Source organism: Agromyces flavus (assembly GCF_900104685.1).
In the GTDB taxonomy this organism is placed as follows: domain Bacteria; phylum Actinomycetota; class Actinomycetes; order Actinomycetales; family Microbacteriaceae; genus Agromyces; species Agromyces flavus.
The window spans coordinates 2,543,519-2,566,389 of record NZ_LT629755.1; the positions used below are offsets into that span (position 1 = coordinate 2,543,519).

Consider the following 22,871-nt stretch of genomic DNA (forward strand, 5'->3'; position numbering starts at 1 on the left):
CTACCGCGTGGCGCTGCGCCGCACGAGCAGCGCGAGATGGAGCGCCGTGAGCGTCTCGCCGTCGTCGAGGTCGACGTCGAGCAGGTCCCCGATGAGCGCGAGGCGCTGATAGAAGACCGACCGCGACAGGTGGCTCGCCTGCGCCGCCGCCGTGCGGTTGCCGGGGTGGGCGAGCATCGCGCCGAGCACGTCGAGCAGGTCGCCGCCGCGCGCGAGGTCGTGCTCGATGAGCGGCGCGAGCATGTGCTCGCCGAGCTCCTGCAGGCGGTGGTCGTCGCGCAACGACGTGACGAGGCGCACGAGCGGGCGATCCTGCGACCGGCGGACGACCGGACCTCGCGCCTTCGCCGGGAGCGGCGTGCGGGCGAGGTCGAGCGCCTCCTGCACCGAGACCAGCAGCCCGTCGAGGTCGTGCGCCTGCCGGCCGATCGCGAGCGCCACGCCCGCGGCATCCGCACCGCCCGCATCGGACCCGGCGAGCGCCGCCGCGAACCCGCGTGCCGCGGCATCGTCGAAGCGCGTGCCGGCCGGCAGCGACAGCAGCAGCACCCGAGCGGATGCCGGTGCGCCGCCCGCCTGCGGACGGCCCTCGAGCGCGCGCCCTCCGAGCCGCCTCGCCGCCTCGTCGACCGTGCCGTCGGCGACCCGGCCCGACGCGACGACGCCGTACAGGTCGGCGCCCGTGAGCGCGAAGCCCGCCGACGCAAGCCGGGCCGAGGCTCCCCCGGCGGTGCCGAACCGCCCGGTGAGCAGGTGCTCGACGAGCCGCTGGCGGCCGATGCGAGCCCACGTGTCGTCGTCGGCGTCGGCGAGCCGGCCGAGCGCGAGCGCGATCGCCCCCTGCTCGAGCACGCTCGTGCGGCCGGCGGGGTGCGCCGGGCCGGGCATCGCGATGACGTGCCCCCAGCGGATGCCGCGGGCCTCGACGGGCACGATCAGCCAGGCGTCGGGCCGGGCCGCCGCCACCATTGCACCGCCGCCCAGGCTCGCGCGCCGATGCGCGTCGCGCGAGCGAAGCTGCCATCCGCCGAGCAGCTCCTCCTCGGCCTCGGGCGGCAGGTCGGCCGCGACGACCTCGTGCGCGAGGTTCTCGAGCACGACCGGCGCGCCGAGCGTGCGCGCGAGCTGCTGCACGATGTGGTCGGCCGGCGCACCGCGCAGCGCCAGCGCGGTGAAGCGCTCGCGCACCTCGTCGCGCGCGTGCAGCGCGGCCGTCTGCTCGGAGATGATCCGGCGGTGCACCGCCTCGGTGAGGGCGACGAACTTCACCTCGCGGTGCAGTGCTGCGAGGGCGAGGCCGTGCTCGGCCGCGGCGTCGACGACCACGGCGGGCACGTAGCGGTAGTGCGCGCCGAGCTCGAGGACCAGGCCCGCGATTCCCGCCTCGACCAGGCCGGCGAGGAGCGCACGGAGCTCGGCCGGTTCGGCCGGCCAGCCCGACCCCGTCGAGAGCAGCAGCTCACCGCCGTTGAGGAGCCGGGCGACGCCGGCACTGTCGGAGACATGCAACCACCGCACGCGCGCGTCGAGCGCCGGACCGCCCACGAGCACCTCGGGGACGCCGGCCGCCACGGCGTCGAGAGCGAGGATCTCTCCCACGGTGGGCAGGCTCTCGTCGGCGGCGGCAGTCGCCGCGCCGTAAGCCGCGCCGTATGCCGGACGATCCGTCCGGATGTCGGACGCTTCGCGACGATATGGCACCAGGCCCGCCTCGCTCTCTCTGTCAGACTGGGGAAACGCCAGCCTAGACGATGCCGGTCGATTTGTCCGGATTCCGCGTCTGCACGGCACCGCCACCCACCGAAGGACTGCAATGAGCCTCACCGAGACCGCCACCTCGCCCGCCGCGATCACCGACGTGCCGCACATCGGGCACTGGATCGACGGCGCGCTTCGTGCGTCGACGTCCGGACGCACCGCCCCCGTCTACAACCCCGCCACCGGTGCCGTCCGGGCCGAGGTCGCCCTCGCCGAACAGGCCGAGATCGACGAGGCGATCGCCTCCGCGCAGCGCGGGTACGAGGTCTGGAGCCGCTACTCGATCGCCAAGCGCCAGAGCGTGCTCTTCGCGTTCCGCGAGCTCCTGAACGCCAAGAAGGGCGAGCTCGCCGCGATCATCACCGCCGAGCACGGCAAGGTGCTCTCCGACGCGATTGGCGAGATCCTGCGCGGACAGGAGGTCGTCGAGCTCGCGACCGGGTTCCCCCACCTGATCAAGGGCGCGTTCTCCGAGAACGCCTCGACCGGCGTCGACGTCTACTCGCTCAAGCAGCCGCTCGGCGTGGTCGGCGTCATCAGCCCCTTCAACTTCCCCGCGATGGTCCCCATGTGGTTCTTCCCCATCGCGATCGCCGCGGGCAACGCCGTCGTGCTCAAGCCCAGCGAGAAGGACCCGTCGGCCGCGCTCTGGCTCGCCGAGCTCTGGAAGGAGGCCGGCCTGCCCGACGGCGTGTTCACGGTCCTGCAGGGCGACAAGCTCGCGGTCGACGGCCTGCTCACCTCGCCCGTCGTGCAGTCGATCTCGTTCGTCGGCTCGACGCCGATCGCGCAGTACATCTACGAGACGGCGTCGAAGCACGGCAAGCGCGTCCAGGCCTTGGGCGGCGCGAAGAACCACATGCTAGTGCTGCCCGACGCCGATCTCGACCTGGTCGCCGACTCGGCCGTCAACGCCGGCTACGGCGCCGCGGGCGAGCGCTGCATGGCGATCTCGGTCGTGCTCGCCGTCGAGCCCGTCGCCGACGACCTCATCGCGAAGATCTCCGAGCGCATCGCGAAGCTGAAGATCGGCAACGGCGCCGGCGTCGAGGCCGGTGACGGCACGCTCCGTGAGCCCGACATGGGTCCGCTCATCACCGACGTGCACCGCGACAAGGTGTCCTCGTACGTCGACATCGCCGAGGCCGACGGCGCGACGGTCGTCGTCGACGGCCGCGGCTTCACGGTCGACGGCCACGAGGACGGCTTCTTCTTCGGCCCCACCCTGCTCGACCGCGTGCCCACCACGTCGCGCGCCTACACCGAGGAGATCTTCGGGCCCGTGCTCTCGGTCGTGCGCGTCGCGTCGTACGACGAGGGCCTCGACCTCATCAACTCGGGCGAGTTCGGCAACGGCACCGCGATCTTCACCAACGACGGCGGCGCCGCGCGCCGTTTCCAGAACGAGGTCGAGGTCGGCATGATCGGCATCAACGTGCCGATCCCGGTGCCGGTCGCCTACCACTCGTTCGGCGGCTGGAAGAAGTCGCTCTTCGGCGACAGCAAGGCCTACGGCGTGCACGGCTTCGACTTCTTCACGCGCGAGAAGGCCGTCACGAGCCGCTGGCTCGACCCGGCCACCCACGGCGGCATCAACCTCGGCTTCCCCCAGAACCACTGACCCCACTGATTCCTCCGCCGACGTGACGCGAACGGTCGACGGTTCCCGATGGAACGACGGTTCACGTCACCTCACCGGTCGAAAGGACTTCGCATGACCGACACACTCATCCCCGAAGCGACGACGGATGCCGCGCCCGCGGCGTCGTACGTCGACCGGCGCGGGACGCGCCATCCGCTGCCCGACACCGCCGCCGAGGCGCGGGTGCGCGCCGACGACCGGGCCCACGTGTTCCACTCGTGGAGCGCGCAGGCGCTCATCGACCCGGTGCCCGTCGCCGCGGGCGAGGGCTCGACGTTCTGGGACTACCAGGGCAACGGCTACCTCGATTTCTCGTCGCAGCTGGTGAACCTGAACCTCGGACACCAGCACCCCGACCTCGTCGCGGCGATCCAGGAACAGGCCGGACGCCTCGCGACCATCCAGCCGGCCCTCGCCAACGACGTGCGCGGCGAGCTCGCGCGCCGCATCGCCGACGTGGCGCCGGGCGACCTCGACAAGGTGTTCTTCACGAACGGCGGGGCCGACGCGAACGAGCACGCGGTGCGGATGGCACGCGCCGTGACCGGCCGCCGCAAGGTGCTGTCGATGTACCGCAGCTACCACGGCGGCACCGCGACCGCGATCTCGCTCACGGGCGACCCGCGCCGCTGGGCGAACGAGCCGAGCGACGGCGGCGTCGTGCACTTCCTCGGGCCGTACCCGTACCGGTCGTCGTTCCACGCCGCGACCGAGGCCGAGGAGACCGAGCGCGCGCTCGCGCACCTCGAGCAGGTCATCACGCTCGAGGGCGCCAACACCATCGCCGCGATCATCATCGAGACGGTCGTGGGCACCAACGGCGTGCTCGTGCCGCCGCCTGGCTACCTCGAGGGCGTGCGCCGCATCTCCGACAAGTTCGGCATCGTCTACATCGCCGACGAGGTCATGGTCGGCTTCGGCCGCGTCGGCGAGTGGTTCGCCGTGAACCACTTCGGCGTGACGCCCGACCTCATCACCTTCGCGAAGGGCGTGAACTCGGGCTACGTGCCGCTGGGCGGCGTGGTCATCTCGCAGCGCATCGCGTCGCACTTCGACACCGTGTCGTTCCAGGGCGGCCTGACGTACTCGGGCCACCCGCTCGCGTGTGCGGCGGGAGTGGCGACGTTCGAGGTGTTCGAGCGCGACGGCATCCTCGAGCGCGTGCGCGACCTCGGCACGCGCGTCGTCGAGCCGCGCCTCCGGGCGATCGCCGAGCGGCATCCGTCGGTCGGCGAGGTTCGCGGGCTCGGCCTGTTCTGGGCGATCGAGCTCGTGCGCGACCGCGAGACGCGCGAGCCGCTCGTGCCGTTCAACGCGTCGGGGGCGGATGCCGCGCCGATGGCGCGGGTCGCGGCCGCCTGCAAGCAGGCCGGGCTCTGGCCGTTCATCCACTTCAACCGGATGCACGTCGCGCCGCCGCTCGTGATCACCGAGGAGGAGCTGATCCGCGGCCTCGACATCATCGACGAGGCGCTCGACCTCGCCGACGCCGAGCTCGCCTGATCGGAACGCAGGAGAATCCGGGTGACGGGCCGCCAGGGCGCCCGGATCCCGGATTCTCCTGCGTTTCCGCGCAGTGCGGGGCCGGACGCACGCAGGGGCAGGACGCCCGCCGAGCGGCGACGGGCCGAGCGGCTAGCCTGAGGCACATGGACGCACGGGGCCCGGCCGGGGGGATGCCGCGACGCGCGTTCCTCGCCGCGGCGCTCGGCGGCCTCGCCGCCGTGTCCCTGAGCTCGTGCACCGACGGTCGGCCCGAACCCACGTCCCCGCCGCCCATCCCGACACCCGACGGCAGCCCCTCGCCCACTCCCGGCGGCGTCCCACGGCCGCTCGCCTTCCGGCGCTCGCGCTGGAGCGCCGACCCGTTCGTGCGCGGCGCGGTGAGCTTCGACTCGGTCGGCGCGACGCCCGACCTGCGCCGCGAGCTCGGCCGACCGGTCGAGGACCGGCTCGTGATCGCCGGCGAAGCGACGTCCCCCGAGGCATCCGGCACGGTGCACGGCGCCTACGCCGAGGGCCTGCGGGCCGCACGCGGGATCGCCGCGCTGGCCGAGCCCGACGATCGCATCGCCGTGATCGGCGCGGGCATCACGGGGCTGGCGGCCGCGCGCACGCTCGTCGACGAGGGCTTCGAGGTCGTCGTCATCGAGGCGAGCGACCACCTCGGCGGTCGCCTGCTCACGGTCGAGGATCGGGGCTTCGACGACCCGGTCGTGCTCGGCAGCCCGTTCGTCGCCGACGGCGGGTCGATGCGGTCGGTGCTCGCCGACGCCGGCGTCGCCACGCGACCCTTCGCGCCGGTCGTCGGCCCGCGCACTCCCGATGGCGTCGCGGCTGCGCCATCCACCGCCGGCTGGGACGTCATCGCCTCCGCCCAGGCATGGGCCGTCGGCCAGTCCAGCGACGTCGCCCTCGCCACGGCGCTCGTCCGGTCCGGGGCCGTGCCGACCTCCGACGAAGCGGGCGCCGACGGGCTCAGCACGCAGGACTGGTTCGTCAACGCACTGACGAGCGGGGTGGAGCCGACGACCGGGGCGAGCGCGACCCGGGTCTCGGCGAAGCGGTTCGATCCCGACCTGGTCTGGCGGCCGACGTCGCAGGTGACGAGCGGATGGACCGGCCTCATCGAGCAGCTGGCCGACGGCCTCGACATCGCCGGCGCGAGCGCCGTGACCGGCATCGCCGTCGACGACGAGGGCGTGAGCCTGCGCCTCGACAGCGGGGAGTCGCTGCGCACGCACCGCCTCGTCGTCACCGCGTCGATCGGCGTGCTGCGCACCGACACGATCACGTTCGACCCGCCGCTTCCGCTGCTCCACCAGCGCGCGATCTCGACGATCGGCATGGGCGCGCTCGACGTGGTGTGGCTGGCGTTCGACGAGGCCTTCTGGCGGTCGACGCCGGATGGCTCGGCCGAGGGCGAGCCGAACGTGCTCACCCTCGTCGGCGCGACGCCGACGGTCGCCGCCTGGCTCGACCTCGGCGTGGACCCGCGGCGACCGGTGCTCGTCGGGCTCCTCGCGGCCGAGCACGCGCGACGCGTGGCGGAGCTCGACGATGAGGCGGCTCTCGAGGTCGTGCTCGAGGGACTCCAGCCGTTCGTGGTCGAGTTCGGGCCGGCTGCCGACTAGTACCGCGCCGGCCGTCGCAGCGCGCTCCGCGCGAGCCGCCGATGCACGGCCACGAGCAGCGCCGTGAGCGCCACGAAGATGAGCAGCACGAGCACGCAGTACGCCGCGACCCCCGGATAGCCGCCGACCTGCGTCGCGTCGAGGAAGAAGTAGGGATACCAGCCGACGTCCGCGCCGCGCACGAGTGTGTAGACGAGCCAGGCCGAGGGCAGCACGAGCACGATCCCGACCGTCGCCCATGGCACCGGCGGATTCACCGCCATGACGGCGTCGACGGTCCACGCGATGAGGGCGAGCAGTGGCACGACGAAGTGCAGCACGGTGTCCGACCACGGCACCTCGACCCGGTAGTCGCGCGTCGAGGCCTGCACGACGATGAGCGCGAACACGATGCCCGAGACGAGCAGGTACACGGTCACCATCGTCCGGAACGCGCCGAGCAGCGGCGGGTCCACGGGGCGCAGCAACGCGTACGCGGCGGCGACGAGCAGCGTGACGACCGCGAGCATCGCCGACTGGATGGTGAAGTAGCTGAAGAAGTTCACCGAGGCGAAGAGCGGGAACCGCAGCACGTACTGGAAGTTGCCGATGAGCGCGATGACCTGGACGATCGCGATGGCCAACCGGAAGACGCCCAGCGCCCGCCGGGCGTTCACGCTGCCGTGCGGCCCAGGCCCCGGCCCCGGCTCCCGCCCCGCGGCATCCGCGCTCGTCACCGCTGCGGCGGAGCCGGTGACGGTCGCGGGCATGTCCACCACGCTAGCGGCGCCGCCTCCGACGATCCTCAGTCCATGGGTCGCAGGATCCGGTCGAGGAACCTGCGGGTGCGCTCCTCGCGCGGGTTGGTGAAGATCTGGCCGGGCGCCCCGCGCTCGACGATCACGCCCCCGTCCATGAACAGCACCTCGTGCGCCGCCTGCCGCGCGAACGCGAGCTCGTGCGTGACCACGACCATCGTCCAGCCCTCGTCGGCGAGCTCCTTGATGACGTGCAGCACCTCGCCGACCAGCTCGGGATCGAGCGCGCTCGTCGGCTCGTCGAACAGCAGCAGGTCGGGCTTGAGCGCGAGCGCGCGCACGATGCCGACGCGCTGCTGCTGTCCGCCCGAGAGCTCGAACGGGTAGGCGTCGCGCTTTTCGGCGAGGCCCACGCGATCGAGCAGTGCGGATGCCTCGGCGAGCGCCTGCGCCTTCGGCACGCGCTGCACGCGGATCGGCCCCTCGACGACGTTCTCGATCACGGTCATGTGCGGGAAGAGGTTGTGCTGCTGGAACACCATCGCGGACCGGTCGCGCATCGCGATCCGGTCGGCCTTGGCGAGCGGACGCGAGAAGTCGATCGTCGGCCCGCCGTCGAACGCGAGCTCGCCGCCATCCGGGGTCTCGAGGCCGTTGAGCGAGCGCAGCACGGTCGTCTTGCCCGACCCGCTGGGACCGATGAGCGTCACGACCTCGCCGCGTCGCACCGAGAAGTCGATGCCGCGCAGCACCTCGTTGGTGCCGAACGACTTGCGGATGCCGCGTGCCGACAGCAGCACCGAGGCATCCGTCGACCCGGTCTGCGGTGGGGCGAGCGGGTCGCCGCCGGACGGCGGCACCGGCGGCTGGGGCGGTTCAGTGCGCGACATAGCGGTCCAACCTCTTCTCCAGCGCGGACTGCCCACCCGAGAGGGCCAGGCAGATGACCCAGTAGATCAGGGCGGCCTCGAGGTACACCAGCAGGAACTCGGTGCTGAACGCCGCGATCTCCTGCGCGACGCGGAACATCTCGGTCACGAGGATGAGCGACGCGAGCGACGTGTCCTTCACGAGTGAGATGAAGGTGTTCGAGAGCGGCGGCACCGACACCCGCGCGGCCTGCGGCAGGATGACGCGACGCAGCGTCGTCGCGCTGGACATGCCGATCGTGTACCCCGCCTCCCACTGCCCCTTCGGAACCGAGAGGATGGCGGCCCGGATGATCTCGGCCGCGTAGCCGCCGACGTTGAGCGAGAACGCGGCGATCGCGCTCGGCCATGGGTCGATCGTGATGCCGATCGAGGGCATGCCGTAGAAGATCACGAAGAGCTGCACGAGCAGCGGCGTCCCGCGGATGACCGACACGTAGAACCGGGCGATGTTCGACACGATCCGGTTCTTCGAGAGGCGCATGAGCGCGACGGCCAGGGCGAGCACGAGCCCGATGGCGAACGACGCGAGCGCGAGCGGGATGGTGCCCGTGACCGCGCCGAGGACCAGGGGCCCGACCGATTCGAGCAGGAGCTGCAGGTTCTCGTTCACGAGCTCACGTCCCTCCGGGCGCACGGATGCCGCGTCCGCGGACCCTGCGCCCCATGTTGCCATCCGCGGCGTGGCCGACGGTCATGGCGCGGCAACCGGTGCGAACGGACGACGGCGGTGCCGCACGCGATCACGCGGCACCGCCGGAACCGGTGCGGACTACTGCGAGACGTCGGCGCCGAAGTACTTCTCGCCGATCTCGGCGAGCACGCCCTCGTCGCGCAGCTCGGCGAGCGCCTCGTCGACGGCCTCGACGAGCGCCTCCTTGTCCTTCGTGAACGCGAATGCGCTCTCGGAGGTCTCGTCGGTCTCGGCGGCGACCTCGATCGGGGCGTCCGGCGTGGTGGTCAGGTAGTCGAGGAACGTCAGCTCGTCGTTGATGGTCGCGTCGACGCGGCCCTGCTCGAGCAGCGCGACGGCCTGGGCCCAGCCCTCGACCGCCTCGACCTTCGCCCCCGACTCGGTCGCGAGCTCGTACCAGTTGCTCGTGAGCGACTGCGCGGTGGTCTTGCCGTCGAGGTCGTCGAACGACGAGATCGACGAGTCGCCCTCGTTCACGACGATGACGCCGCGCGAGACGGTGTACGGCTCGCTGAAGAGGTACTGCTCCTCGCGCTCGGGCGTGATCGAGACCTGGTTGCCGATCACGTCGAAGCGGCCCGCGTCGAGGCCCGCGAAGATCGCGTCCCACTGGGTCTCCTGGAACTCGACCTCGAGGCCGAGCTTGTCGGCGACCGCCTCGGCGATCTCGACGTCGTAGCCCACCAGTTCGCCCGAGCCGTCCTCATGGAAGCTGAACGGCCGGTACGTGCCCTCGGTGGCGACGGTGAGCGTGCCGTCCGACACCAGCCCGTAGTCGTCGGCCGCGCCGCTCGCCTCGCCGGAACCGGAGCCGGAGTCACCGCTCGAGCACGCGGCGAGCGCGAGGACGGCGGCGGACGCGGCGGCGACGCCGAGGATGGTGCGGGTTCGTGACATGGGGGGTGCTCCGTTCGTGACGTTCGGGGAGTGCGCATCGGGCGCGAGGCGGTGGCTCGGTGGGCCTCCGGCATGACGAGTCCATCACGGCCGCGGCCACGGGGTGAAACCGGATGACGCCCCGTTTCCATTCCCGATCAGCCGGGATTCGGCCGGGATCCGTCGACATGCGCGGGCGGGCATACACGTTCGGCGCGTCGTTTCGCAACCGTCGACGGCGCGGATCGCGTCGCCGCTACGCTGGCGCCGTCGAGGGACCGGATCCCTCGTCGCGGTGACCCCACACCAACCCGAAGGAATCCCATGATCACTCTGACCTGGCTCCTCCTCATCGCTCTCGCGGCCGGCGTGCTCGGACTCGTCGACGGAATCTGGCGTCTGCGGGCGCGCGGCGGCTCGACCGTCGTCGGCATCATCGAGATCGTCGTCGCGGCCTTGTTCCTGCTCTCCCTGTTCCTGCCCGGCATCCCGTTCGGCTCGCTCGCGCTCGGCATCGCGCTGCTCATCGTGCTCGCCGTGGCGATGTTCGCCGGCGGCCGCACCGGCCGGACGCTGACGATCATCGCGCTCGTGCTGACGGCCATCTGGCTCGTGCTGACGCTCGGATGGGTCGTGATCCCCGGCGTCAACTGACGCGCCGCGCTCCGACCGAGAGGCCGGCACCCGTCGCGGGTGCCGGCCTCTCGCGTCCGTGCTCGGCGCTACTCGAGTCCGAGTTCGTCCCGCGCCGCACCGGCGCCGTCGACCTCGAGCGTCCAGTCAGGTCGCACGAGCCACCCGGGTTCGAGGCGGAATCGCACGTCGATCGAGACCTCACCGGGGCGGGTCTCCAATCGGCTCACGCCGTTCTCGCGGTACCCGAGCGACTTCGTCACGCCCAATGAGGCACCGTTCCAGTCGGCCGCGCTCGTCTCGGCGACCTCGGCGCCGAGGTGGTCGAACGCCCAGATCAGCACGGCGGCGCGCATCTCCTTCCCGAGCCCGAGTCCCTGCTTCGAGGCGGTCAGCCATGAGCCGGTGGAGATCGTCCGCCGTGCGGGGAACCGGTGGCCGCGCACGTCCTGCAGGCCGACGGGCACGCCGTCGTGCAGCACCGCGAAGAGCAGGGTCCACTCGTCGCGCTCGAGCGCCGCACGCTGCCGCCAGACGTGCTGCGCGAGACCGCGCCGTTGCACATCGGGCTCCGCATCGGTCCACGGCGCGGCGAACGGCATGACCGACGGGTCGTGGATGCCGGCGAGCGCCGCGTCGACGAGGGGTCCGAGGTCCTCGTCGCGCGCGAGCCGCAGTTCGAGCCGGGGCGTTCGCAGGCGGAGGCGGAACAGCGGCCAGACGTCCTCGAGATCCATCGCACGACCCTATCGGCCGCAGCATCCGCTCACGCGCCCGCCTCGCACCCCGCGGCGAGGGTATGCCGAACCACGCCGTACCGCGCCCGTTCCCGTCGTTCGGCATACTCTCGCGGAAGCAGGAATTCCTCCTAAAGCGAATGATTCTGCGGCGGGGCGCGGTTCGGCCCCGATCCGCTCGACTAGCCTGAGTCGCATGGAGACGAGGGTGGGTCCGGGGGCGCGCGAAGCCGTCTTCGCCCAGCTCGCCGACGCCGGCCGCGCCGAGCAGGTCGCCCAGCGCCTCACCGACGGCATCGTGCTCGGCGTGCTCCACGCCGGCGAGCGCCTGCCGAGCGAACCCGAGCTCGCCCGACGCTTCGGCGTCGCGCTCATCACCGTGCGCGAGGGGCTCGGCATCCTGCGGGAGTCCGGTCTCGTCGAGACGCGGCGCGGGCGGGACGGCGGCAGCTTCGTCGTCGAGGACGAGGGCGGACACCGCTCGCTCCTCACCGCACGCCTGCGAGGGCTCGCGCAGGTCGAGCTCAGCGACATGGCCGTGTACTTCGGCGCCATCCTCGCAGGGTCGGCCGAACGCGCCGCCGAGCGTGCGGCGGACGCCGACGGCGAGCGCCTGGGCGCCTGGCTCGCCGCCGCCGACTTCGGCACCGCGGCATCCGCCCGCACCAATCAGGGCGGGTTCTTCCTCGAGGTCGCCGTGCTCAGCCAGTCGGCGCGGCTCGTGCGCGAGCAGATCCGGCTGCAGGCCGAATTCGGTCCGCTCCTGCTCCTCGGCCTCGACGACGACGCGGCCCGGTCCGAGGTGGTCGCTCACGACCGCGCGATCGTCCGGGCCATCGCCGCGCGCCGTCCGGCGCGGGCCCGCGAGGCCGCGGGCGCGCTCGTGCGCGGCCTGTCCGAGCAGCTGCTCTCCGCCAAGGCGCGCATCGAGCGAGGGGGTGCACTCGATGAGCCGCTCGGCGCCTGAGGTCGCCGCGGCGGTGACGCGCGTGTTCACGACCGTCTTCGACCAGCTCGCCGCGTGGCGCACGCCCATCGAGCAGCTGATCGCGCACTCCCCCGAGATGCGCCCCGCCGAGCTCGACTCGGCCGTCGCCGACCTCGTGCTCCCGCACCTCGTCGAGGACGACCCGCTGCTCGTCGGCGCAGGCGTCATCGCCGACGGCGAGATCGTGCGCGGCCGCGACGTGCACTTCGCGTGGTGGCTCGGACCCCTCGAGGCCAACCCCGTGCTCGGCTCCACGACCGAGCCCACGCGCCTCGACCTCTCCACGCGGGGCTACACCGAGTACCTCCGCGACTTCCGCGCCCTCGAGTGGTACCGCATCCCCGCCACCACGCGGCACGCCCATGTGACCGGCCCCTACGTCGACCACCTCTGCACGTGCGACTACATCCTCACGCTGACGATGCCCGTGCACGCCCGCGGCGCCGGCGCCGCTGACGATGACGTCCGCATGGTGGGCGTCGTCGGGGCGGATGTCGCGGTGCGCCGCCTGGAGCACGAGCTGCTCTCCGCGTTCCTCGACGTTCCCGAGCCGCTCGCCCTCGTGAACGAGGACGGCCGAGTCGTGCTCTCGACCGAGCCGACGCTCCAGGTCGGACAGATCGCCGTCGAATGGGCGGCCGCCGAGCCGTGCTCCGGGACACCCTTCCGCGTGCTCACAGGCCCCGCAGCATCCGCCTCGAAATAAATCATGCGCTGATATATCTTTGAACGACGAGCGTATGCACCGCGGCAGACGACCCTTCGACCTGCCCGGGTGGCCAACGGCGCGGTGCACCGAGAAGGAGAAACCCCATGAGCTATGCCGTGACCAACCCTGCGACGGGCGAGGTCCTCACGACCTACCCGACGATCACCGACGACGAGCTGCAGGCGGCGATCGCCTCGGCCGCCGAGGCGCACCGCACCTGGGCGAAGTCGACCACCGTCGAGGAGCGCGCGGCGCTCATCCGGCGCGTCGGCGAGCTGCACGTCGAGCGGCGCCAGGAACTCGCCGAGATCATCGTGCGCGAGATGGGCAAGCCGATCGAGCAGGCCCTCGCCGAGGCCGATTTCGCGGGCGACATCTACACGTACTACGCCGACCACTCGGCCGACTTCCTCAAGGACGAGCCGGTCAGCCTCCTCGCGGGCGACGGTTCCGCCGTCATCCGCCGCAGCTCGCTCGGCGTGCTCCTCGGCGTCATGCCGTGGAACTTCCCGTACTACCAGGTGGCGCGCTTCGCCGGTCCCAACCTGATCATCGGCAACACCATCCTGCTCAAGCACGCCGAGCAGTGCCCCGAGTCGGCCGCGGCCATCGCGAAGATCTTCGCCGACGCCGGTTTCCCCGAGGGCGCGTACGTCAACATCTACGCCTCGCACGCGCAGATCGAGACCGTCATCGCCGACCCGCGCGTGCAGGGCGTCTCGCTCACCGGCTCGGAGCGTGCCGGCGCCGCGGTCGCCGAGATCGCGGGCCGTCACCTCAAGAAGGTCGTGCTCGAGCTCGGCGGATCCGACCCGTTCATCCTGCTCTCGACCGACGACCTCGACACCGCCGTGCAGAACGCGGTCGACGCGCGACTCGACAACAGCGGCCAGTCGTGCAACGCGGCCAAGCGCTTCATCGTCGTCGACGAGCTGTACGAGCCGTTCCTCGAGAAGTTCACGGCGAAGATCGCCGAGGTCGAGGCATCCGACCCGACCTCGTCCGACTCGGCGCTCGGGCCGCTGTCCTCGCTCAAGGCGGCCGAGGGCCTCGAGGAGCAGGTCAAGCGCGCGGTCGAGCACGGTGCCAAGCTCGTGCACGGCGGCACGCGCGACGGCGCGTTCTTCCAGACGACGGTGCTGACGGATGTCGCGTCCGACAACCCCGCGTCGAAGGAGGAGTTCTTCGGCCCGGTCGCGCAGGTCTACCGCGCCACCGACGAGGACGACGCGGTGCGCATCGCCAACGACATCCCGTTCGGCCTGGGCTCGTACGTCTACACGACCGACCCCGAGCAGGCCGACCGCGTCGCGAACGGCATCGAGGCCGGCATGGTGTTCGTCAACGTCGTGCTGGCGGATGGCGCGGAGCTGCCCTTCGGCGGCGTGAAGCGCTCGGGCTCGGGCCGCGAGCTCGGCCGGTTCGGCGCCGACGAGTTCGTGAACAAGAAGCTCATCCGCGTCGGCTGACGACTGCAGCGCACGAGCCCTCGGACCGTACGGTCCGGGGGCTCGTCGCATGCCAGGGGTGCGGGCGGAAATCAATCATCCGGTGCTATAGCTTTAGTGCCGAAGGTATGGCAAGCTGGCGACCGGCGCCCGGGGTGGGAGGGCGCGATCAACGACGATCACCCCCGAAAGGCAGACATGTCCGAACCCGCGAAGCCGGCCGAACTCGGCGACGGCGAACACCTCCAGGTCCTCGGCTACGAGGACTCGTTCAACCGCTCCATGAGCCTCTGGGCGAACTTCGCCCTCGGCTTCACCTACCTCTCCCCGCTCGTGGGGGTGTACTCGCTGTTCGCGCTCGCGCTCACCGTCGGCGGACCGCCGTCCATCTGGTGGATCGTCATCGTCGGGGCCGGACAGCTGCTGGTCTCGCTCGTGTTCGGCGAGGTGGTCTCGCAGTACCCGATCCACGGCGGCATCTACCCGTGGGCACGGCGCCTCTGGGGTCGCCGATACGCCTGGATTGCGGCCTGGGTCTACATCTGGGCCATGATCGTCACGATCACCGCGGTCGCCGAATACGGGTCCGGGTTCGCCGCGAGCCTGTTCGGCGTCGAGCACACCGCCGACACGACGCTGTGGATCACGCTCGGGCTCCTGCTGATCGCCCTCGTGATCAACCTGTCCGGCACGAAGTGGCTCGCCCGCGTCGCGCGCATCGGCCTGGCCGCCGAGCTCATCGGCGTCATCGGCCTCGGCCTCTACCTGCTGATCTTCCAGCGCAAGCAGGAGTTCAGCGTGTTCTTCGACACCATGGGCGTCGAGGGCGACGGGAGCTACCTGACGGCCTTCATGGGCGCGGCGCTCGCGGGCCTGTTCCTCTTCTACGGCTTCGAGGCGTGCGGCGACGTCGCCGAAGAGGTCGAGAACCCGGCCCGCCGCATCCCGCGGGCAATGATGCTGACGATCCTCGTCGGCGGTGTCTCGGCGCTGTTCTCGTTCGGCGGGTACGTGCTCGCCGCACCCGACCTGCAGTCCATCGTCGCGGGCGAGGACGCAGACCCGATCCCCGCCATCCTCGAGTCCACGCTCGGGCCGGTCGGCGCGAAGCTGTTCCTCGTCGTCGCCATCACGGCGTTCCTCTCCTGCGTGCTGAGCCTCCAGGCGGCCGCGAGCCGACTGCTCTTCTCGTTCGCGCGCGACGGCATGATCCCCGCCCACCGCTGGCTCTCCAAGGTCACCGAGGGCAGCAAGGTCCCCGCCAACGCGCTCATCGTCGCTTGCACGGTGCCCGCACTCATCGCGGTGCTGGTGTGGCTGAACGCCGACCTGCTGTACCCGGTGACCGCCTTCGCGGTGCTCGGCATCTACGTCGCGTTCCAGATGGTCGTGCTCGCCTCGCTCCGGCAGCGGTTCCGCGGGTGGAAGCCCGCCGGTCCGTTCTCGCTCGGCCGCTGGGGCATGGTCGTCAACATCGCCGCACTGGCGTACGGCGTGTTCGCGATGATCCTGCTCGCGACGCCGGGCACCTCGGGCGAGCCGGTCGCCGACTGGATCGTGCTCATCGGACTCGGCGTGGTGCTCGGCACCGGCCTGGTCTACCTGCTGGTCGCCCGGCCCGACCGGCTCTCCGATGCCCCGGCCGGAGACGCGATCGAGGTCGCCGATCGGCTGCGGGCGCACCATGGCCGGCGCGCGGAGGAGGCGGCGGTCCGCTAGGCGGAGACGCCGGTCGCGGCGACGCCCCGGTGCCCACGGGTGCCGGGGCGTCGCCGTGCGCGGCGGGGCGAGTCGTCGATCGGACGGTGCTCGGTCGCGCGGCGTGCGGCGGCCCGCCGCTGCGCCACGCAGAGGGCGAGCATGATCGCGCACGAGACGACGTAGAACGTGTGGAGCGCCCAGATCGGACCGACCGGCAGGGTGAAGACGTAGAGCGAGTACAGGCCGTTCGCGGCGTTGATCATCGCGAGGCTCGCGACGCTGTACGACGAGACATCCCGCGTGTGCAGCGCCTTGCGTACCATCGGCAGGTTGCTGACCGCGAACACGACGGTCGCGACCGTTCCTGCGATCATCGGGATGTCCATGACCCCAAGGTAGGAGCGCGGCCCGCGCGCCGCGTCGGGCGTACGCCCCATCTTCGGTCCGAGCGCGGCATGGGTAATCCTACGCAGACGGTCCCGAGGGGGCCCGACCTGGAGCCGTCACACGAGCCCGTTCTCGTACGCGTACGCCGTGGCGGCCGCGCGCGTCGACAGGCCGAGCTTGCCGAAGATGTTGCTGAGATGCCGGGCCACGGTCTTCTCGCTGAGCGAGAGCCGCTCGCCGATCGCCCGATTGGTGAGCCCGGTCGAGACGAGCCGCAGCACCTCGACCTCGCGGCCGGTGAGCAGGGATCCCCTCCGTTCGCCGGCGGCACTCGACAGCTCGGCGAGCGCGGGATCGGCGCCGAGCTCCAGGAAGACGGCTCGGGCCGCGTCGAACTCGGCGCGGGCTCGCGTCGGCTCTCCGAGCACGTGCAGCGCTCGGCCGGCGAGCACTCGGCTGCGCGCCGTCTCGTGCGGGGCGCCGATGCGGCGCCACGCGTCGGCGGCCGCCCGCGCCGCCTCGAGTGCTCCGGTTCCGTCGCCCTCTGCGAGCAGGACCTGCGCTTCGGCGTGGCTACGAACGGCGGCGAACATGGGCGTCGACGCCGAGGCGCCCAGTCGAAGCAGGTCGCGGAGGGCAGCTCGTGCCGCGCCGGTCTCACCCGCCGCCACCTCGATCTCGACGACCGCCGGGAGCAGGTGTCGACGGGCGAAGTCGCCGACCGCGGAGGCGGTGCGCCGGATCTCGTCGCGCGCACGCGACACCCTCCCCTCGGCGAGGTCGAGGAGGGCGGAGCCCGGTTGCGGGTCCCACGCCGTCGCGCCGGCTCGCCGATACGACTCCGCGGCCGAGTGGAACGCCCCGAGCAGGCGCTGGACCTCCCCGAACCAGTACGGCGCCCCGAACGCCGCACGGTAGTCGCCCGCTCGGAGGCGCGCCATCGCGAGCTCCGCGGCGGCGGCGGCCTCCGCCCACGCCCCCTGCAGGAGCAGGAGCGCCGCCCGGAGCGCGTGCCGTTGGCCGCTGTACGCCACGAGCTCGGGCTGGTCTCGGCACCAGTCGTCGAGCACCTTCGTCCACCCGATGGCTCGCGTCAGGTCGAATGCGGTGTGGGCGACCGAGACGACCGTGCTGAGGATGATGCCCGAGCCGACCGGCGAGACCTTCCCGTCGGAGACGGCCGCCGCCGCCGCGTCGAGGCAGGCCATTCCCTCCGCCTCGCCGTCGTCGATCTCGGTCAGGCACATGCCGCGACCGAAGAGCGCCAGGGCGGCGAGGGCGGGATCCTGCGTCCGATCGGCGATGTCGCCGATCTCGCGGAAGCGCGCCTCGGCCCCGACCGGATCGCCGCTGGCGAGCTGCGCGATCGCCGGCGGGAGCCGGACGAGGCCGATCACGGAGCTCGAATCGCGGACGGCTGCGGCGAGTCGGAGACCGCGAGGCACCCACTCGAAGTTGTGCGAGAGGTCGCCGAGCTCGATCTGGTAGAGGGCCAGCCAGGCGGCCGTGCGGGCGGCACCTTCGGCGTCGTCCGCGGAGGCGAAGGCGGCGTGGGCCCGCGTGAGCACCGAGACGCACTCCTCGCCCCGTCCGCGGAGGAACGCCGCCGTCGCGAGGAGCTCGAGGTCCGCGGGACTGATCCCGCCCGCCGAATCCGCCTCTGCGAGCCGTTCGTGCGCCTCCGCCCAACGTCGTTCGGCGAATGCGGCGCGGCCGGTGTCGAGCGCGTCGGATGCCGTCATCGCGGGCCGCCGCCGTCGCGCGAGCCTGGGCGACACCCTATGCGGCCGCTCACACGAGGCCGTTCTCGTAGGCGTAGGCCGTCGCTCCGGCGCGGCTCGACAAGCCGAGCTTGGCGAAGATGTTGCTGAGATGCCGTGCCACGGTCTTCTCGCTGAGCGAGAGGCGCTCGGCGATCGCCCGGTTGGTGAGACCGGTCGACACGAGGCGGAGCACCTCCAACTCCCGGTCGGTGAGGGCGCCGCTGCCCCGCCCGGAACCCATGATCCGGTCGAGTTCGACGAGCGCAGGCACGGCGCCGAGCTCGGTGAATCCCGCGCGCGCCGCTTCGAACTCGGCGCGCGCCCGTTCTGCCTCGCCGAGCGCCCGGAGGGCCCGCCCGAGGAGCACGCGACTCCGAGCCAGTTCGTAGGGCACGCCGAGTTCGCGCCATCCGCTGCCCGCCTCGCCCCCCGCGACGAGCGCCTCGGCGGCATCGCCCTCGGCGAGCCGCACTTGCGCCGTCGCGAACGCGATCACGGTCGCGAGCATCGGCGACGGGGTCGAGCCGGCCCGCACGCGCAGTTCGGCGAGCGCCCGACGCGACGCCTCGAGGTCTCCGGCCGCGATCTCGATCTCGACCATGGCGGGGAGCCGGTACCGCCGCATGAAGCGGTCCGCGTCGGCAGCGCTGCGCCGGATCTGCTCCTGCGCGCGCTCGACCTTCCCCTCGGTGAGCAGGAGCATGGCGGCACCCGGATGCGGATCCCAGGCGGCTTCACCCGCCCGCCGGAACGACTCCGCGGCCGAGTGCAATGCGCCGCGGAGCCGCTGGAGCTCGCCGTACCAGTACGGCGCCCCCCACATGGCGCGGTAGTCGCCCGCCCGGAAACGCGACATCCCGAGCTCCGCCTCGGTCGACGCCTCGTCCCACGCGCCCTGCAACCGGAGGAGCGCGGAACGCAGGGCATGCCGCTGCCCGTCGTACGCCACGAGCTCCGGCTGGCCCCGGCACCAGTCGTCGAGGACCGCGGTCCATGCGACGACTCGCGCGAGGTCGAACCCGATATGCGCCATGCCCACCGCGGTGCACAGGATGAAGCCGGAGAAGACCGGGGACGTCGCGCGGTGCTCGACCGCGGCGACCGCTCGGTCCATGTGCGCAAAGCCCGCGCCGTCGTCGCCGAGTTCGAGCACGCAGTAGCCGCGCAGGAAGGCTCCCATGGCCGCGAGGTCGAGGTCCCGGAACCGCTCGGCGATCTCCTCGATCTCGATGGCCTGACGCTCGGCGCCGAGGTGGTCTCCGCTCGCGATCGATGCGACCGTGGTGGGCACCATCGCGAGACCCACGACCGACGTCGACGGTTCGGCGAGCGAGGTCAGGAGCCGGCGAGCCCTCGGGATCCACTCGAAGCTGTGCGAGAACTCGCCGAGCTCGATCTGGTAGACGGCGATCCACGCCGCCGCTCGGGCTCCGCTCTCGACGTCGCCGTGCACGACGTACGCTTCGTGGGCCCTCGTCATCACGTCGAGCGCGGCGTGGCCCTCGCCGCGGAGCAGGGCCGCGGTCGCGAGCACCTCGAGGTCGGGCGGCGCGAGACCGCCGTCGGCGTCGGCGATGGACAGTCGCTCGTACGCCTCCGCCCAGCGCAGCTCCGTCGCGGCGGCGCGGCCCGACTCGATGGTGCTGGACTGGATCATCTCGCTCCGCCGGTCGGGCCTCTTCAGCGGGCGGATGCCGCGTCGATCTCGTCGCGGCGCAGGGCCACGATCCGATCGACGAGCCCATCGGGCAGGGGATGGTCGGCGGTGAAGCGGATGGTGCCCTTCGAGAAGGAGTACCCGCCGAGCTCGCCGGAGACGGCATCCACGACGGCGGGACTGAAGGGGTAGAGGCCGATGTGGCCCTTGGCCTGCATCACCGAGAGCAGCGGTCGATCGCGGTAGCGCAAGGCGGGCATCCCGTAGCTCACGCCCTCGACCGCCTCGGGCACGAGATCGAGCGCCGCACGCTGCACCTCGGCCATCGCCGAGCGGTCGGGCTCGTCGAGGCCCGCGATGTAGTCCGTCATCTCCCCCATGCGCGTCATGGTACGCGCGCGCGGCACGCCGCGGCATCCGTGCGCCGCCCCCGCATGCGGTCTACCCTCATCACGAGGGGGTCGCATGATCCGGCAGCGCGTCATCGTCCACGGCCGCGTGCAGGCGGTCGGATTCCGCTACAGCGCGCTCCTCGAGGCCAAGCGCCTCGGCGTGGCCGGGTGGATCCGCAACCGGTCCGACGGTGCGGTCGAGGCCGAGATCGAGGGCGACGAGTCCTCGGTCGACGCCATGCTGGGATGGCTCGACGACGGTCCGCCGGGGGCGGACGTCACGTCCATCAGCACGACCGATCTCGAGCCGACGGGCGAGCGTGGATTTCGCGTGACGGGATGACGGATGGCGCGGCGGCCCGAGCGCCGCGCGGCGGCTCGACCAACGGAAGGAGCACCCATGAGCGACGCCTGGGGCGACGACCCCGCCGGTGAGGACGAGGAGCTGTGGCGCGAGCAGGTGGTCAACGACGCGGTTGCGGGCGAGCACGTGCTCACCGACGAGGAGTTGGACCTCGACGCGCTCGAGCGCGAGGGGCTCTCCGAAGTCGACGAGGAGGACGAGGACACGGTCGACGAGGACGACTTCGGCGACGTCCTCGACGACGACCGCTGATCCTGACCGCCGAACGGCGTGCTGTCAACGACTGTCGCCGAGCCCCGCACCGGCGTTGACTGGCCTCTCGGGTCGCGCGCGATCGCTGCGGGCCCGAGGGAAGGACGGTGCGGACCGATGGCCGACGGCGATGTGGAGACCATTTCCAAGCGGGGACAGTGGGTGAACCGAGTGGTGGGCGAGCCGGAGCGCTCGCAGAGCTACCGGACGAAGGAGGAGGCGATCGACGCGGGCCGCGAGCTCGCAGCCCTGCACGGCACCGCCCACCGCGTCATCGACGCCGACGAGACCGGTGCCATCACCGACGAGGACGAGGCGGTCGAGATCGACCAGGACGCCGGGTCGCCGGTGGACCCGGCCGACCCGGGCGACGGCACCCGGCCGGAGCGTGCCGCCGGGGTACCCCAAGACGGCCCGATCGAGGCACGAGCGGAGGACGCGGGAGCATGAGCGACGCACGCGACGCATTCACGGGAGACGACGTCATCGAGGGTGACCTCGAGGCGAAGCAGACGGTGACCAACGACGCCGTGGCCGGCGAGACGGTGCTTCCGGGGCCCGGCGACGGCAACGACGGCCCGACGGGCGGCATGCCGCGGGAGCAGGAGCCGGTCTACGCCGAGAACGACCTCGCCGGCGAGGAAGTCGACCTCGACGACGAGCCCGAAGGGGAGGGCTGACGCTCACGAGCGCGAGCCCGTCGGCTCGAGCAGGACGACGAAGGGCCCGCCGGCGAACCGGCGGGCCCTTCAGGTCTCGGTGGACCGAGATCAGATGGAGTTGACGTCCAGCGGGATGCCCGGGCCGAACGTGGTCGACACGGCGCCCTTCTGAATGTAGCGGCCCTTGGCGCTCGACGGCTTGAGGCGCACGACCTCCTCGAGGGCGGTCTTGAGGTTCTCGTCGAGCTGCTCCTGCGAGAACGACGCCTTGCCGACGACGAAGTGCACGTTGGCGTGCTTGTCGACGCGGAACTCGATCTTGCCGCCCTTGATGTCTTCCACGGCCTTGGCCGGGTTGGGGGTCACGGTGCCGGTCTTGGGGTTCGGCATGAGGCCGCGCGGGCCGAGCACCTTGCCGAGACGACCGACCTGGCCCATCAGCTCGGGCGTGGCGACGGCCGCGTCGAACGCGGTGTAGCCGCCGGCGACCTTCTCGATGAGCTCGGCGCCGCCGACCTCGTCAGCGCCCGCGGCGATCGCGGCCTCGGCGGCCGGGCCGGTAGCGAACACGATGACGCGCGCGGTCTTGCCGGTGCCGTGCGGCAGGATGACGGTGCCGCGCACCATCTGGTCGGCCTTGCGGGGGTCGACGCCGAGCTTCAGCGCGACCTCGACGGTCGAGTCGAACTTCGCCGAGCCGGTCTGCTTCGCGAGGGCGACCGCGTCGGTGGGGGTGTAGTACTTGCCGGCCTCGATCTTCTCGGCCGCGGCCCGGTAGGCCTTGGACTTCTGTGCCATGTTGGTTCTCCTTGAGAGAGTGTGGTCATCGCGCCTGGCGGGCGCTGCCACGGATGAGAGTTCTGTGGTGACGGATGCCGCGGCATCCGCTCGGGCCTTATTCGACCGTGATGCCCATCGAGCGAGCGGTGCCGGCGATGATCTTCGACGCGGCGTCGATGTCGTTGGCGTTGAGGTCGACCATCTTGGACTCGGCGATCTCGCGGACCTGGGCCTGCGTGATCTTGCCCACCTTGGTGGTGTGCGGGACGCCCGAGCCCTTGGCGACGCCGGCGGCCTTCTTGATGAGCTCGGCGGCGGGCGGGGTCTTCAGGACGAACGTGAACGAGCGGTCCTCGTAGACGGTGATCTCGACCGGGATGACGTTGCCGCGCTGGGCCTCGGTCGCGGCGTTGTACGCCTTGCAGAACTCCATGATGTTGACGCCGTGCTGACCCAGCGCCGGACCGATCGGCGGGGCGGGGTTGGCGGCGCCGGCCTTGATCTGAAGCTTGATCAGACCAGTGACCTTCTTCTTCGGTGCCATGATTTCTCTCTTCCTGTGTCGAACGCCCGGTCGAATGGGCCGGGGCACTCTCCCGCAGTTCCGGCGGATCCGGGCTGCGGTGGT

24 protein-coding genes are annotated in these 22,871 nt (G+C 71.8%); 12 read left to right on the top strand and 12 right to left on the bottom strand.

The window, feature by feature from the left end:
* Positions 1-1,599, bottom strand: coding sequence for a PucR family transcriptional regulator (locus tag BLT99_RS12050; protein WP_092676251.1), 1,599 nt, complete (start codon positions 1,597-1,599; stop codon positions 1-3).
* Between the two features lie 214 nt (positions 1,600-1,813).
* Between BLT99_RS12050 and BLT99_RS12055 the strand changes: the two genes are divergently transcribed.
* The 3 genes from BLT99_RS12055 (at position 1,814) to BLT99_RS12065 (ending at position 6,534) form a co-directional block, all read left to right on the top strand.
* The gene (locus tag BLT99_RS12055; protein ID WP_166670873.1) at positions 1,814-3,379 is read left to right on the top strand and encodes a CoA-acylating methylmalonate-semialdehyde dehydrogenase; all 1,566 of its coding nucleotides are present in this window, start codon (positions 1,814-1,816) and stop codon (positions 3,377-3,379) included.
* Positions 3,380-3,472: 93 nt separating this feature from the next.
* The gene (locus BLT99_RS12060) at positions 3,473-4,903 is read left to right on the top strand and encodes an aspartate aminotransferase family protein (protein ID WP_092672752.1); all 1,431 of its coding nucleotides are present in this window, start codon (positions 3,473-3,475) and stop codon (positions 4,901-4,903) included.
* Between the two features lie 146 nt (positions 4,904-5,049).
* On the top strand, positions 5,050-6,534 hold the full coding sequence (locus BLT99_RS12065) for a flavin monoamine oxidase family protein (protein ID WP_092672755.1): 1,485 nt from the start codon (positions 5,050-5,052) through the stop codon (positions 6,532-6,534).
* Here BLT99_RS12065 and BLT99_RS12070 read toward each other — a convergent pair.
* The 4 genes from BLT99_RS12070 to BLT99_RS12085 all read right to left on the bottom strand — a co-directional run bounded on the left by BLT99_RS12070 (position 6,531) and on the right by BLT99_RS12085 (position 9,791).
* On the bottom strand, positions 6,531-7,283 hold the full coding sequence (locus tag BLT99_RS12070) for a Pr6Pr family membrane protein (protein ID WP_133988415.1): 753 nt from the start codon (positions 7,281-7,283) through the stop codon (positions 6,531-6,533). The genes BLT99_RS12065 and BLT99_RS12070 overlap by 4 nt on opposite strands.
* Positions 7,284-7,318: 35 nt before the next feature.
* A complete protein-coding gene (locus tag BLT99_RS12075) occupies positions 7,319-8,161 on the bottom strand; it encodes an amino acid ABC transporter ATP-binding protein (protein ID WP_092672761.1) in 843 nt (280 codons plus the stop codon).
* Entirely contained in the window at positions 8,148-8,813 is a 666-nt protein-coding gene (locus BLT99_RS12080; RefSeq protein ID WP_229724442.1) for an amino acid ABC transporter permease, read from the bottom strand. Before BLT99_RS12080 ends, BLT99_RS12075 begins: the two co-directional genes overlap by 14 nt.
* Positions 8,814-8,972: 159 nt before the next feature.
* Positions 8,973-9,791 carry an amino acid ABC transporter substrate-binding protein gene (locus BLT99_RS12085; RefSeq protein ID WP_092672767.1) on the bottom strand — a complete coding sequence of 273 codons (819 nt, stop codon included), beginning with the start codon at positions 9,789-9,791 and terminating at the stop codon, positions 8,973-8,975.
* Between the two features lie 303 nt (positions 9,792-10,094).
* On the opposite strand from BLT99_RS12085, the gene BLT99_RS12090 reads away from it, so the two are divergent.
* On the top strand, positions 10,095-10,424 hold the full coding sequence (locus BLT99_RS12090) for a hypothetical protein (protein WP_092672770.1): 330 nt from the start codon (positions 10,095-10,097) through the stop codon (positions 10,422-10,424).
* A gap of 68 nt (positions 10,425-10,492) precedes the next feature.
* Here BLT99_RS12090 and BLT99_RS12095 read toward each other — a convergent pair whose 3' ends face one another.
* Positions 10,493-11,140: a GNAT family N-acetyltransferase gene (locus BLT99_RS12095; RefSeq protein ID WP_092672773.1), complete on the bottom strand. Its 648-nt coding sequence runs from the start codon at positions 11,138-11,140 to the stop codon at positions 10,493-10,495.
* 196 nt (positions 11,141-11,336) lie between these two features.
* On the opposite strand from BLT99_RS12095, the gene BLT99_RS12100 reads away from it, so the two are divergent.
* The 4 genes from BLT99_RS12100 (at position 11,337) to BLT99_RS12115 (ending at position 16,004) form a co-directional block, all read left to right on the top strand.
* A complete protein-coding gene (locus tag BLT99_RS12100; RefSeq protein ID WP_092672776.1) occupies positions 11,337-12,107 on the top strand; it encodes a GntR family transcriptional regulator in 771 nt (256 codons plus the stop codon).
* Positions 12,088-12,834 carry a PDC sensor domain-containing protein gene (locus BLT99_RS12105; RefSeq protein ID WP_133988413.1) on the top strand — a complete coding sequence of 249 codons (747 nt, stop codon included), beginning with the start codon at positions 12,088-12,090 and terminating at the stop codon, positions 12,832-12,834. Before BLT99_RS12100 ends, BLT99_RS12105 begins: the two co-directional genes overlap by 20 nt.
* Positions 12,835-12,941: 107 nt before the next feature.
* Positions 12,942-14,306, top strand: coding sequence for an NAD-dependent succinate-semialdehyde dehydrogenase (locus tag BLT99_RS12110; RefSeq protein ID WP_092672782.1), 1,365 nt, complete (start codon positions 12,942-12,944; stop codon positions 14,304-14,306).
* A 177-nt stretch (positions 14,307-14,483) separates the two neighbouring features.
* Positions 14,484-16,004 carry an APC family permease gene (locus BLT99_RS12115; RefSeq protein ID WP_092672785.1) on the top strand — a complete coding sequence of 507 codons (1,521 nt, stop codon included), beginning with the start codon at positions 14,484-14,486 and terminating at the stop codon, positions 16,002-16,004.
* On the opposite strand, the gene BLT99_RS12120 is transcribed toward BLT99_RS12115, so the two are convergent.
* The 4 genes from BLT99_RS12120 to BLT99_RS12135 all read right to left on the bottom strand — a co-directional run bounded on the left by BLT99_RS12120 (position 16,001) and on the right by BLT99_RS12135 (position 20,173).
* The gene (locus BLT99_RS12120; RefSeq protein ID WP_188434355.1) at positions 16,001-16,372 is read right to left on the bottom strand and encodes a hypothetical protein; all 372 of its coding nucleotides are present in this window, start codon (positions 16,370-16,372) and stop codon (positions 16,001-16,003) included. The two genes, BLT99_RS12115 and BLT99_RS12120, sit on opposite strands and share 4 nt — an antisense overlap.
* Positions 16,373-16,489: 117 nt before the next feature.
* Positions 16,490-18,115: a helix-turn-helix transcriptional regulator gene (locus BLT99_RS12125; protein WP_092672788.1), complete on the bottom strand. Its 1,626-nt coding sequence runs from the start codon at positions 18,113-18,115 to the stop codon at positions 16,490-16,492.
* 49 nt (positions 18,116-18,164) lie between these two features.
* Positions 18,165-19,793, bottom strand: a complete 1,629-nt coding sequence (locus tag BLT99_RS12130; RefSeq protein WP_092672791.1) for a helix-turn-helix transcriptional regulator — start codon at positions 19,791-19,793, stop codon at positions 18,165-18,167.
* A gap of 23 nt (positions 19,794-19,816) precedes the next feature.
* Entirely contained in the window at positions 19,817-20,173 is a 357-nt protein-coding gene (locus BLT99_RS12135) for an iron chaperone (protein ID WP_092676259.1), read from the bottom strand.
* 85 nt (positions 20,174-20,258) lie between these two features.
* Between BLT99_RS12135 and BLT99_RS12140 the strand changes: the two genes are divergently transcribed.
* From BLT99_RS12140 to BLT99_RS12155, 4 genes are all read left to right on the top strand, one after another.
* Positions 20,259-20,528: an acylphosphatase gene (locus tag BLT99_RS12140; protein ID WP_092672794.1), complete on the top strand. Its 270-nt coding sequence runs from the start codon at positions 20,259-20,261 to the stop codon at positions 20,526-20,528.
* A gap of 57 nt (positions 20,529-20,585) precedes the next feature.
* Complete coding sequence (locus BLT99_RS12145) at positions 20,586-20,801, top strand: hypothetical protein (RefSeq protein WP_092672797.1); 216 nt, start codon at positions 20,586-20,588, stop codon at positions 20,799-20,801.
* 117 nt (positions 20,802-20,918) lie between these two features.
* The gene (locus BLT99_RS12150) at positions 20,919-21,251 is read left to right on the top strand and encodes a DUF2188 domain-containing protein (RefSeq protein ID WP_092672800.1); all 333 of its coding nucleotides are present in this window, start codon (positions 20,919-20,921) and stop codon (positions 21,249-21,251) included.
* On the top strand, positions 21,248-21,481 hold the full coding sequence (locus tag BLT99_RS12155; RefSeq protein WP_092672803.1) for a hypothetical protein: 234 nt from the start codon (positions 21,248-21,250) through the stop codon (positions 21,479-21,481). Before BLT99_RS12150 ends, BLT99_RS12155 begins: the two co-directional genes overlap by 4 nt.
* Positions 21,482-21,571: 90 nt before the next feature.
* Here the strand turns inward: BLT99_RS12155 and rplA are convergent, their stop codons facing one another.
* Together rplA and rplK are read right to left on the bottom strand one after the other, a co-directional pair.
* Positions 21,572-22,261: a 50S ribosomal protein L1 gene (rplA, locus tag BLT99_RS12160; protein WP_092672806.1), complete on the bottom strand. Its 690-nt coding sequence runs from the start codon at positions 22,259-22,261 to the stop codon at positions 21,572-21,574.
* Between the two features lie 97 nt (positions 22,262-22,358).
* Positions 22,359-22,787 (bottom strand): 50S ribosomal protein L11, encoded by a 429-nt coding sequence (gene rplK / locus BLT99_RS12165; protein WP_092672809.1) that lies wholly within the window; start codon positions 22,785-22,787, stop codon positions 22,359-22,361.
* Positions 22,788-22,871 lie beyond the last annotated feature (84 nt).

Coding starts and splice junctions, on each gene's coding strand:
- BLT99_RS12085 (WP_092672767.1), bottom strand. CDS start 9,791: ATGTCACGAACCCGCACCATCCTCGGCGTCGCCGCCGCGTCCGCCGCC.
- BLT99_RS12120 (WP_188434355.1), bottom strand. CDS start 16,372: ATGGACATCCCGATGATCGCAGGAACGGTCGCGACCGTCGTGTTCGCG.
- BLT99_RS12135 (WP_092676259.1), bottom strand. CDS start 20,173: ATGGGGGAGATGACGGACTACATCGCGGGCCTCGACGAGCCCGACCGC.
- BLT99_RS12075 (WP_092672761.1), bottom strand. CDS start 8,161: ATGTCGCGCACTGAACCGCCCCAGCCGCCGGTGCCGCCGTCCGGCGGC.
- BLT99_RS12090 (WP_092672770.1), top strand. CDS start 10,095: ATGATCACTCTGACCTGGCTCCTCCTCATCGCTCTCGCGGCCGGCGTG.
- BLT99_RS12140 (WP_092672794.1), top strand. CDS start 20,259: ATGATCCGGCAGCGCGTCATCGTCCACGGCCGCGTGCAGGCGGTCGGA.
- BLT99_RS12110 (WP_092672782.1), top strand. CDS start 12,942: ATGAGCTATGCCGTGACCAACCCTGCGACGGGCGAGGTCCTCACGACC.
- rplA (WP_092672806.1), bottom strand. CDS start 22,261: ATGGCACAGAAGTCCAAGGCCTACCGGGCCGCGGCCGAGAAGATCGAG.
- BLT99_RS12060 (WP_092672752.1), top strand. CDS start 3,473: ATGACCGACACACTCATCCCCGAAGCGACGACGGATGCCGCGCCCGCG.
- BLT99_RS12150 (WP_092672800.1), top strand. CDS start 20,919: ATGGCCGACGGCGATGTGGAGACCATTTCCAAGCGGGGACAGTGGGTG.
- BLT99_RS12100 (WP_092672776.1), top strand. CDS start 11,337: ATGGAGACGAGGGTGGGTCCGGGGGCGCGCGAAGCCGTCTTCGCCCAG.
- BLT99_RS12125 (WP_092672788.1), bottom strand. CDS start 18,115: ATGACGGCATCCGACGCGCTCGACACCGGCCGCGCCGCATTCGCCGAA.
- BLT99_RS12130 (WP_092672791.1), bottom strand. CDS start 19,793: ATGATCCAGTCCAGCACCATCGAGTCGGGCCGCGCCGCCGCGACGGAG.
- rplK (WP_092672809.1), bottom strand. CDS start 22,787: ATGGCACCGAAGAAGAAGGTCACTGGTCTGATCAAGCTTCAGATCAAG.
- BLT99_RS12145 (WP_092672797.1), top strand. CDS start 20,586: ATGAGCGACGCCTGGGGCGACGACCCCGCCGGTGAGGACGAGGAGCTG.
- BLT99_RS12105 (WP_133988413.1), top strand. CDS start 12,088: ATGAGCCGCTCGGCGCCTGAGGTCGCCGCGGCGGTGACGCGCGTGTTC.
- BLT99_RS12095 (WP_092672773.1), bottom strand. CDS start 11,140: ATGGATCTCGAGGACGTCTGGCCGCTGTTCCGCCTCCGCCTGCGAACG.
- BLT99_RS12070 (WP_133988415.1), bottom strand. CDS start 7,283: ATGCCCGCGACCGTCACCGGCTCCGCCGCAGCGGTGACGAGCGCGGAT.
- BLT99_RS12115 (WP_092672785.1), top strand. CDS start 14,484: ATGTCCGAACCCGCGAAGCCGGCCGAACTCGGCGACGGCGAACACCTC.
- BLT99_RS12155 (WP_092672803.1), top strand. CDS start 21,248: ATGAGCGACGCACGCGACGCATTCACGGGAGACGACGTCATCGAGGGT.
- BLT99_RS12065 (WP_092672755.1), top strand. CDS start 5,050: ATGGACGCACGGGGCCCGGCCGGGGGGATGCCGCGACGCGCGTTCCTC.
- BLT99_RS12055 (WP_166670873.1), top strand. CDS start 1,814: ATGAGCCTCACCGAGACCGCCACCTCGCCCGCCGCGATCACCGACGTG.